At 60.1% G+C, this 9490-nt stretch carries 10 protein-coding genes; 4 read left to right on the forward strand and 6 right to left on the reverse strand.

Going from position 1 to position 9490, the window contains the following annotated elements; genetic code table 11:
• Both pcaC and B2S33_RS04405 read left to right on the forward strand, forming a co-directional pair.
• The gene (pcaC, locus tag B2S33_RS04400) at positions 1-402 is read left to right on the forward strand and encodes a 4-carboxymuconolactone decarboxylase (RefSeq protein ID WP_088523194.1); all 402 of its coding nucleotides are present in this window, start codon (positions 1-3) and stop codon (positions 400-402) included.
• A 226-nt stretch (positions 403-628) separates the two neighbouring features.
• Positions 629-799 carry a hypothetical protein gene (locus tag B2S33_RS04405; protein WP_178102860.1) on the forward strand — a complete coding sequence of 57 codons (171 nt, stop codon included), beginning with the start codon at positions 629-631 and terminating at the stop codon, positions 797-799.
• Positions 800-850: 51 nt separating this feature from the next.
• Here the strand turns inward: B2S33_RS04405 and B2S33_RS04410 are convergent, their stop codons facing one another.
• From B2S33_RS04410 to B2S33_RS04420, 3 genes are all read right to left on the reverse strand, one after another.
• Positions 851-3466, reverse strand: coding sequence for a GAF domain-containing hybrid sensor histidine kinase/response regulator (locus tag B2S33_RS04410; protein WP_256674418.1), 2616 nt, complete (start codon positions 3464-3466; stop codon positions 851-853).
• 161 nt (positions 3467-3627) lie between these two features.
• A complete protein-coding gene (locus B2S33_RS04415; protein WP_027916059.1) occupies positions 3628-4038 on the reverse strand; it encodes a VOC family protein in 411 nt (136 codons plus the stop codon).
• Between the two features lie 166 nt (positions 4039-4204).
• Positions 4205-5074, reverse strand: coding sequence for a LysR family transcriptional regulator (locus B2S33_RS04420; RefSeq protein WP_288649923.1), 870 nt, complete (start codon positions 5072-5074; stop codon positions 4205-4207).
• A gap of 144 nt (positions 5075-5218) precedes the next feature.
• Between B2S33_RS04420 and B2S33_RS04425 the strand changes: the two genes are divergently transcribed.
• Complete coding sequence (locus B2S33_RS04425) at positions 5219-6397, forward strand: multidrug effflux MFS transporter (protein WP_111475626.1); 1179 nt, start codon at positions 5219-5221, stop codon at positions 6395-6397.
• A 23-nt stretch (positions 6398-6420) separates the two neighbouring features.
• Here B2S33_RS04425 and B2S33_RS04430 read toward each other — a convergent pair whose 3' ends face one another.
• Both B2S33_RS04430 and B2S33_RS04435 read right to left on the reverse strand, forming a co-directional pair.
• On the reverse strand, positions 6421-6693 hold the full coding sequence (locus tag B2S33_RS04430; RefSeq protein WP_027916056.1) for a DUF3077 domain-containing protein: 273 nt from the start codon (positions 6691-6693) through the stop codon (positions 6421-6423).
• A gap of 115 nt (positions 6694-6808) precedes the next feature.
• Positions 6809-7051 carry a hypothetical protein gene (locus B2S33_RS04435; RefSeq protein WP_288649926.1) on the reverse strand — a complete coding sequence of 81 codons (243 nt, stop codon included), beginning with the start codon at positions 7049-7051 and terminating at the stop codon, positions 6809-6811.
• Positions 7052-7522: 471 nt separating this feature from the next.
• Between B2S33_RS04435 and B2S33_RS04440 the strand changes: the two genes are divergently transcribed.
• The gene (locus B2S33_RS04440) at positions 7523-8236 is read left to right on the forward strand and encodes a hypothetical protein (RefSeq protein WP_288649928.1); all 714 of its coding nucleotides are present in this window, start codon (positions 7523-7525) and stop codon (positions 8234-8236) included.
• Positions 8237-8425: 189 nt separating this feature from the next.
• Here the strand turns inward: B2S33_RS04440 and B2S33_RS04445 are convergent.
• Positions 8426-9490, reverse strand: a 1065-nt coding sequence (locus B2S33_RS04445) for an autotransporter outer membrane beta-barrel domain-containing protein (protein ID WP_288649930.1), incomplete at its 5' end; no start/stop codon positions are given.

A 9490-nucleotide genomic window follows, 5' to 3' on the forward strand; every position in this document is an offset into this window, starting at 1 on the left:
ATGGACGAGAAACAACGGTACGAAGCCGGTATGCAGGTACGCCGCGCTGTGCTGGGTGAAGCCCATGTTGATCACAGTCTCAAGCACCTGACGCCGTTCAACCAGGAGTTTCAGGAAATGATTACCCGCCATGCCTGGGGCGATATCTGGACTCGCCCGGGCCTGTCGCGCCACACACGCAGCCTCATCACTATTGCGATGCTCATCGGCATGAACCGCGAAGGTGAACTGAAGCTGCATTTGCGCGCGGCCAAGAACAACGGCGTAACGCGAGAGGAAATCAAGGAGGTGCTGATGCAGAGCGCCATCTACTGCGGCATCCCGGCTGCCAACGCCACCTTCCACCTGGCCGAATCGGTGTGGAACGAGCTTGGCGTGGAATCCCTCGATTCTGCCAGATGAATGCCTCTAGTCGCCAGGGTTGAAAGACGCGCCATCAATCGCCGAGCGGACAGTTACGGTTGCGACGCGGCGCAACCCTGCGTACTAACTTTTTCGAACGGTCGAAGCGGGCTGTAGTTATCGGCGTTCAAGTAGGGGGGCTTGGTCAAGCATGGCTACCCTACCGAACACGCGTGCATGTAAGCTTGGAAGCCCCGCACACATGAGTGCTAACAGGAGGTTCGATATGAGCAAGGTAGCTAAACCGTTTTACTTCGTCGCCATACCCCTGATTGCCGTGGGTACGGCATTTGCAGCCGTTGGCGCCTCAGGGCAGGCCGCTTTCGGCTATACCGCAGTCGGCTTGCTGGCGCCTGGGCTGGCATTGCTCATAGCTGGGTATCGCAAGCGGGCTTGAGGCGCGTACTTGCCTAACTGATGGATGAGTGCAACTGCAAAATCTGACCCGTCAAACCACCTGAGGCAATGAAGGCGCGTCCCTCGATCCGCCGCGCAGCCCAGCTAACCTTGTCGCCAACTCATACTTTCGAAAGGGTTTGTTGAGCCGAGGCAGCGCCGGATCAATGCCTTCACGTTCTGCGTAGCCGGAGATGATCAGAATCGCAATGTCAGGTCTGCTAATGCGAACCTCTCTAGCCAGCTCGGTCCCACTGATGCCGGGCATGAGATGATCGGTGACAAGCAGGTCGAACGGCTGTTTAGTGTGCATCAATTCCAATGCCTGCTCACCGGACGCAGCCTCGACCACGCAGTATCCCAGCTCAGCGAGCATGTACGCCGTACTTGCCCGCACCAGTTCTTCGTCGTCCACCAGCAGCACGGTGCCGCGCACCAGCGGTGACTCCTGGAGTGGGTCGATGCGCAGTGCCTCATTGGGTTCGGTTGTGCTGCGAGGCAGCCAAAGCTCTACATTCGTACCTAGCCCTGGAGCGCTATGAAGGGTGAGCGCACCGTTGAGTTGCGAGGCCAAGCCATGCACCATGGATAAGCCCAGCCCGGTGCCTTTGCCGATACCTTTGGTTGAAAAGAATGGCTCCACCGCGTGGGCGAGGGTGGTCGCATCCATGCCAATCCCCGTATCAGCAACTGACAGGCACAGGTACTCGCCTGCCGGAAGTTTCGAGCGGTGGTCAATGTCGACCATTTCCGTGCTGGCGGAAATGCGCATCGTGCCGCCGTCAAGCATCGCGTCACGCGCATTCACCGAAAGATTGAGCATGGCCATCTCGAGTTGATTGAGATCCGCGATGGCCGCTGGCAGATTTGCCGGAACATCGACCACGACCTTGATTTGCGGCCCAATGGTGCTGGCCACAAGGTCGGCCATGCCGTTCAATAACTTTGCCACGTCCACCGAACTCGTCTGAAGGGGTTGTCGACGTGCGAAGGCAAGCAGCCGCTGGACAAGCGTCGTGGCACGTTCTGCCGACTGCATCGCACCAGCGATCAGCCGTTGCTCGCGTTCGCCGCCCACGCCCCGGCGCTGGAGCATGTCCAAGGTGCCGACGATAGGGGTGAGGAGGTTGTTGAAGTCGTGAGCGACGCCGCCGGTAAGTTGCCCCATCGCTTCCATCTTCTGGCTTTGACGCAATGCTTTTTGTACTTCTTCACGCTCTGCAATGGCTCTGGCGATCCGCTCTTCGAGGGAGGCGTTGAGCTCTTTGAGCGCGTTTTCGGCGACCTTGCGAGCAGTGATGTCTATCGCTGTCCCGGTCACGCGCAAGCACCGGCCGGCGTGGTCGAAGACGCCACGGCCTTTGGCCGCCACCCAGCGTACGATGCCGTCATTGCGGCCGACGGTTCGATAGTCCACGTCGTAGAGTGCACGGCGCAGCGGATCGATCGCTGCCGCGAATGCGTCGATCGTTGCCTCGTAGTCGTCAGGGTGTATGCCTGCATAGAAATCTTGGAGGGTGACCGGCGCGTCAGCTGACATCCCGAACATCGCCTTGGTCTGCGAAGGCCATACCAGCGTGTCATTGATAAAATCCACGTCCCAGAAGCCTACGTCAGCATGGTCAACTGCCAGACGCAGCCTCTGCTCACTGGAACGAACCGCGCAGTCCGAACGGGAGCGGTGCACGACCAGCCCCACGGTCTGGGTCACGAAATCGATGATTTCCATATCGGCGGGCAGTGGTTCCCGGCGCTCAGCGTGGTACAGGACGAATAGGCCAAGCACTTCGCCCTGGGCTGAACGGATCGATGTCGACCAGCAGGGGTGCAGCCCATGTTCGAAGGTCAAATCGCCAAGGGTGGCCCACCGAGAGCGGGTGCTGATGTCCACTGCCGCCAGGGTGCTCGAGGCATCCAGCTCCAAGTCGATGGGGGCGCCCGCAAGGGCTTCACGGTAGACGCCAGGCAGGCTGGGGCTTGCACAGTGGTGCACATGGCTTACCCGCTCATCAAAGAGCAGAATGCTCCCAACGAAACCTGAAACCGATAGCCCCTCCACCTCGCGAACGATCGCCTCCAGCGTGGTGCTCAGAGGGGTCGATGTAACCGCCAGTGCCAGGATTCGGTTTTGCGCCGCTGCAAGTGCCGCCCCACGGTTACGCGCTTGGGTCAGACGCGCATTTTCGATGGCAATCGTTGCCAGCCGCGCCAGGTTCTCCAACCTGTTGATCGTATCGAGATCATGGTCTTTTGCCTCGGACCAATATGCGCCCAACGCAGCCACCGGCAAAGGCCGCCCGATGGGCACCATCACAAGGCTGCGGACGAAAGTCGAGGAGTACGCCTGGATGGGTATGCGTGAGTCGAGCCGAATGTCAGCGATGACAACCGTTTCTTGATGCTGCATGGCCCACCCTGAAACACAGGTGTCGGCTGGAAAATCCTGCCCTTGCCATAGGGCAGATGCCGAATCCTCGGCTACGTAGAGGCACTTGCCGTGATTTTCGAGGATGACTGTAATACCTTCAGCCCCTACCGCCGCGCGTGCATTGTCTCGCAACACGGCAACGACTTCTTCCACGGATTCGGCCCTGGCCAGGCGCTCGCTGGCATTGAGCACGTGGTTGAGGCGGTCATCGCTGGCCGGGTGCTTGGAATCATTGCGCAAACGAATCTCCCAACGGCCACAGCGTCTTGATCTGTAGTCTGGTCAGTGCGAAAAAGAAGGGGAGTGCGTTACCAGCGTTTACTGGCGGACGCGTAGAACCGGGAGTCTCTCAGAAAAAACCACCTCTAGCACTAACAAGGTGGGGAATTCGTCCTGTTTGATCATGTTGGCGACATCACGCCAGCTGCATGCACAAAGCAGAGTTTGTTCCCTTCAATATCCCGGCAATAAGCACCGTAGTAATCCGAGGCATACTGCGGCCTCAACCCAGGTGCGCCCTCATCTTGAGCACCCATCGCCAAGGCTGTACGCCATGCCGCCTGCACCTGATCCTGCGAAGCGGCGGCAAAACTTATTTGCACGCCGTTTCCCCATGTCGCCGGTAGTCCGTTGAACGGCAGTTGCACATAGAACTGAGGCCACTCCCTGTCTGGCCTTTGCCATCCAGCGCCCTGCGGGCCGCCATCGTGGTTGTCGGGCATGCGAACAAGCCCCAGGGTGGCAAGTACGGCATCGTAGAACCTGATCATGGCCGGCAGGTCGCGAGCACCTAGCTGAATGTGGCTGAACATGTACGCTCCATAAGATCCGTTGATCGACAGCAGTAACACACAGCTCATCTGAGAAAGGCAATACCATCGCTCACCCAGTCAGATGTCACGCCCAGGGTAGCTGGGTTCAGAAAGCTTAAGGCTCACTGGCGATGAGGGGTTAGGCCCAGCAGCGCCTAGATGACCCTCACTCGGCAAAAGCCGCAACAATCGCATCCACTACAACCCTCACCCGTGCCGTGTGTGCCAGGTCCCGATGCAACACGAGCCAGGCTTCATAGGGCGTGGCCCGCTGTCGATCAGGCCAGACGCGCACCAAACTGGCATCGCGCTGGGCCATGTATTCCGGCAGCTCACCCAGGGCCAGCCCGGCGCGCACGAAGGTCGCCAACATGAGGCTCGAGTCCAGCTCCGCGACTACCCGGCCGCCGGACCTGGGCTCTCCCGCCAGTGTATCGTCCTGCCGGGCGGTTACACCTTGTTGGTAAAAGGCGATGTCATGGCCTACCAAGGCGCTGCCAGGTTCTGGCTTTCCACGCAGGTCAAGGTACCGCTGTGCCGCATACAGCCCCACAGGCCAGTGAGCCAGCCGGCGCACGATCAGGTCAGGTTGCTCCGGCCGTACGGTGCGCACGGCCACGTCGGCCTCCCTGCGCCCCAAGTCCAGTAGACGAGTGGTGGTGGTCAGAATTACCCGCACCTGCGGATGAGTGACCCGCAGTTGCTCGATCGCAGGTATGACGAAATCCACGGCCAGCGCATCGGTGGTGGTGAGGCGCACCTCACCCGATGGATGAGGATCGTTGCCCTCACCCTGGCGCTCGAAGGAGACGGCCATCCGCTCCATCTCCTCAGCCTTCTGTACGAGCTGTTGCCCAGTGGTAGTCAACGCCAGGCCACCGGTGCTGCGAAGAAACAGTCGGCTGCCCAGCGTCTGCTCAAGCCCCGCCAGACGCCGACCGACTGTGGTTTGGTCGATGCCCAACGCCGTGGCTGTGGCCCGCAGGGTGCCGGCACGGTGTACCGCGAGGAAAATGCGTACGTCATCCCAATTCATCAATGCACGCTTCCTGAAGATGCAAATATGCAGCCCTGGGCTGCGATTACGTGCATTTTCGCATTGATGCACGCTGCATAACATAGCGGGCTTGAATCACCGTCCGAATCACGCAGCCGGCTTAAGCCGGGTATCAGGAGCACCATGCCTCGCTTATCTTTCATCCTGACAGTCGCTATGCTGAGCGCCTTCGGCCTCGTCGCCTCGGATATCTACCTACCCGCGATGCCGGGCATGGCCACTGAATTTGGCGTTGCCAGTTGGCAAATGCCGCAAACCGTCTCGTTCTATTTGCTGGCACTGGCTTTTGCGCAGTTGGTTTATGGCCCACTGTCTGACCGACGTGGACGCAAGCCCGTGCTGCTGGCCGGTGGCGTTCTCTATCTGCTGGGCTCCATGGGCTGCGCGCTGTCCAGCAGCTACATGGGCTTTATAGCGTGGCGTATGGTAGAAGCGCTGGGAGCAGCGGCGGGGCTGGTGATTGGTCGCGCGTTGATTGCCGATACCTGCGACAAGCGCACTTCGGCGAAAGTCTACGCCGTGGTTTACCCCCTTGTGTCACTGTCGCCGGCCTTGGCCCCCGCAATCGGCGGGCACTTGGCCGTGGCGTTCGGCTGGCGAGCCGACTTTCTGTTCGTTGCCGCATTCGGGGCGCTAGCACTGCTTCTGGCACTGTTTGTATTGCCTGAAACGCTACCGGTCGCGACGCGTACCAGGACGGGACCCTTCGCCGGCTTCGGCCGCGTACTGGGTGACCGCAACTTTTGCCGCTACACAGTAGTGGTGTGTTCAATCTACTGCGCCTGGTTCGTTTATTTGACGCAGTCGCCATTTCTTTTCGTACAAGCAGGCTTGAGCGAGGCGCAAAGCGGGTGGCTGTACGTGCCGCTTACTTTGGGCATCATCGGAGCTAACCGGTTGGCCCGGCGGTTGCTTGACCGCTTGCCTTACGACCGTATTGTCGCGATAGGCATTACCTGCTTCGTACTGGGCGCCATGGGTTTTCTTCTGGCTTATGCCATGGGGTGGCGCAGCGTGACGGCCGTGGTACTGCCGATGTGCCTGGTCAGCCTGGCCAACGGCTCGTCGTTGTCGCTGGCGATTTCGGGGGCTATCGCCAGTGAACATGGGCATGCGGCCACTGCATCGGGGTTGGTGGGGTTTTGCCAGATTGGCAGCGCAGCCGTTGTGGCAATGGGTGTGAGTGCGGTATCAGGCACAGGGTTTGGTGTACTCGCCGGGGCGGTGGCGGTGTTGAGCTGTGTGGCATTGTCTGCGTGCAACCCTTTGGCCTATCGCAAGCAACCGGCGCAGCGAGGGTAGCGCGCTCGGGTTGGCCTGCACGCTTAATGCTGGCTCAGCGCTTCGCCCAGTTGCGCGTCGTCAAGCAAGGCCTTGGCCATCGCGCAGAGGTAGTGGGAAGCCCAGATCAAGTGCTGCTTGTTTTCCATCAAGCCGTCAAGGGTCATGTCCCGAGCGTAACCCATCAGCTCCGAGGCCTGCTCGCGGGCCATCTCACAGGGTATACCGGGCTCGATACGGAAGAGAGGGCTTGTTTGGTCGGTGCCCTGATAGAAGGTGGTTTGGCCAACGGTAAACGTGGTTTCTTCTCCGGACATCTTCGTTCTCCTCAAAAGGGTGCAGTGCTTGCACGAGCCACATCGCTGGCGAACCAACACCCAGCGGGGTGAACGGACGGTTCGCCATGCGAGCGCACTTTTCAACAGTTACGGGTCAATGGCAGATTGGATGCTTCGGTCGCATCTGGACATGCGTTACCGCTGACTCGAGCAGAGCCTTCAGCGTCTCGAGTTCATGCAGAGAGGTCAGCATCAGCACCGAAGCGGGCGACCTGAAACCCAGTGACATGGCCTGTTGCACCACGGCGGCCGAGCACGTGGCGTATTCGGTGGCCTGGACCAAAATGTCTTCAAGGGAGCCACTGTGAAGAGGGGGATCGGGGACGATCTTGAGCATGGTTCAACTCCAACGTGGAAGGAGGAACTACCACATTCAGGCCGTCAAGCAATGAGGGTGGCAGCTGTACGCGGGTTGACGGACCGAGACGTTGGCACTCGGCGCACCACAGGGTGCCCGCACGTACAGCCACCATAAAGTGTGCACATGAGGCAGCGTTCTCGGTCCGTCAAAACCGGTCGCTGAATTGGCAGCGACCCGGCGAGACTAGGTTCCACACCGTTCATGTGCAACAACAAATGGGCGCAGGGAGTATCTTTGGGAAATGGCCTACAGGGAAGGGCTTAAATCTGATTTTTTTGCAATGCGATTGCTGCACTGTCACCCCTTGGCGTCTTCGATGATTGAACACACGGACCTAGCTCATCCACCTTTGTCCAATACCTTGGTACGTTCGCCTATGGGCAACATGGATATCGAACCCACGCGTCAGTACCTGAAATCACTCATCACGCCAGACCAGGGCCGGTCATGACTTATCGCACGTGCACGCCTTCACTCCTTATCTTTTTTTGTGCAGCCTCGCTTACTGCCTGCGTGCCGTGGAAACGGGAGCGCGCAGCGTACGCGGATGTCTGCGAAACGAAGCATGAACTTCAGGTTGCAGGCCTGCCAGACGGCGGACCCATCCACCTCGAAACCTACCTCTATGATTACTCCGCGCGCTGGCGCGACGAACCATTCGAGCAGGTGCTGCATGTACAGTACCCAGGGGAAAAATACCCGCGACCGGAATTCTATGTACAACTGATCGCTTACAACGAGGGGCGTCAGCGGCCTGCGTCCGGTTCCGCACGCGGGGCCGCGCCGATACCCTTCCTCTATGACAGCCGGCAGGCGTTCATCACCCTCAATGACGGTTCGCGATTGAATGCCAGACCCGAGCTTTATCTGGATGGCCCGGTATATGACTATCCGACATTCGCGCCGCAGCAGGCGCGACCTTCGCCGTATGACATCAACGCAGACGAAGTGCACAGCAAGATTCCGAAGATCACCAACAACAAGCGTTACGGGTCCGTTTATGTGATTTTCCCGACGGACACGTTTGACGCCGAGTCCAAGTGGACCATTCACCTGGGCAATCTGCAGGTGCAGGGTCAGGACGTCGCCATCCCACCGTTGCAACTGTGCTATCACCCGGTAAAGACGTGGATCGGGATCGAGCCGCTGATGCGCCCCTGAGTGAGCGCGGGCCGGAGGTAATGTGATCTCTCTGTTTGAGGCAGCGTTGTGCCGCTATGGGCTGGCGCCCCTGCACAACCGCAGGGGATTGATCTTGTGCGAGCGCGTGCGCAGCCCATCCGGGGCTGCCTGGCAGCCCCGGATGTAGCAGTCACTATGGCGGGCAGGGGGCTCTCCCCCCGCCGCTCCTCAGAAGCGAACCGTGATCCCGGCATTGACCGAATGGAACCGGGAATCAGAGCCAAACTGCCCTTGATACGACAGCCCTACATCGGTCTGACGGTTCAGCTGCACCTTCGCCCCCACTTCAGTGAGTGCCACGTTTCGCGTCTGGGCAATCCCTTGCACCTCGAAGTTCGGTCCGCCTGCAAACGCCTGCTCATTGCGTGGGTCCAGGTCGCCGTAGGCTCGGCGCCAGCCCAGGGAGCCGAACAGTTGGGTATCGTGATTGGCCACGCGTGTGTGGGTCGAAGCCCGCATGCCGACCGTGGAGAACCAGGTGTCCTGTTTCTCGCTCGACACGTTCAGCGCCGCTGCGCCGCCCTTTTCACGGAAGCGGTCGGCGTCGTAGTTCACGTAGGACACCCCTACGAACGGCTCCAACGCCACCGCGCCCAGGCCGATGCGGTAGGCCGCTTCGCCACTGGCTTGCAGCGTGTTGGCGTCGCGCTTGCCCTTGAGGTGGTCGCTGTAACCGGCAAACGCAACGTTGCGGCTGCTGTCGAGCTTGTGCCAGGTGTAGCCCACATCTGCACTCAGGCGCAGCGCGTCGATCTGGGCGCCGGTGTAAAGGCCCAGGTGATAGTTGTCGCTGTGACCCTTGGCATCGCGGTCATCGGCATCGAACTTGGAGCGGCTATAACCGCCGTACACGCCGGCACGCCAATCCTGGGTGATGCTGCCGTCTGCGCCGATCAGCACACCGCCGGTGCGTTGGTGCAAGCCGCTGGCGCCGTTGTTGCCATCGAGCTTCGACCAGTTGCCGAACACTTGTGCCCATGCGCCGCCTTGCGCCTCTGGGGTGGCCGGCATCAGGTTCGATGCCCCTGTCGGCATGCGCACGGTGTTGTTGTCCAACAGACCGCGAACGCGGGTGCCGAGCACCCCAGACACGACCTGACTGTTGGCAATCAGCGCGGTGCCCGTGCTGCTGTGGTAATCACCGGACAGCTGATCGATGGCATTGCGGGCACTGGCTGCATCCAGTACCAGCAAGTTGTTGTAACGCCGCGGGGGGTCGCCGCTCTGTTGAAA

The organism is Pseudomonas sp. UBA5568 (assembly GCF_002425525.1).
GTDB classification, from domain to species: domain Bacteria; phylum Pseudomonadota; class Gammaproteobacteria; order Pseudomonadales; family Pseudomonadaceae; genus Aquipseudomonas; species Aquipseudomonas fulva.

Excerpts from the sequence above, each read along its gene's own strand:
- pcaC (WP_088523194.1), top strand. The coding sequence starts at position 1 with ATGGACGAGAAACAACGGTACGAAGCCGGTATGCAGGTACGCCGCGCT.
- B2S33_RS04405 (WP_178102860.1), top strand. The coding sequence starts at position 629 with ATGAGCAAGGTAGCTAAACCGTTTTACTTCGTCGCCATACCCCTGATT.
- B2S33_RS04415 (WP_027916059.1), bottom strand. The coding sequence starts at position 4,038 with ATGTTCAGCCACATTCAGCTAGGTGCTCGCGACCTGCCGGCCATGATC.
- B2S33_RS04420 (WP_288649923.1), bottom strand. The coding sequence starts at position 5,074 with ATGAATTGGGATGACGTACGCATTTTCCTCGCGGTACACCGTGCCGGC.
- B2S33_RS04425 (WP_111475626.1), top strand. The coding sequence starts at position 5,219 with ATGCCTCGCTTATCTTTCATCCTGACAGTCGCTATGCTGAGCGCCTTC.
- B2S33_RS04430 (WP_027916056.1), bottom strand. The coding sequence starts at position 6,693 with ATGTCCGGAGAAGAAACCACGTTTACCGTTGGCCAAACCACCTTCTAT.
- B2S33_RS04435 (WP_288649926.1), bottom strand. The coding sequence starts at position 7,051 with ATGCTCAAGATCGTCCCCGATCCCCCTCTTCACAGTGGCTCCCTTGAA.
- B2S33_RS04440 (WP_288649928.1), top strand. The coding sequence starts at position 7,523 with ATGACTTATCGCACGTGCACGCCTTCACTCCTTATCTTTTTTTGTGCA.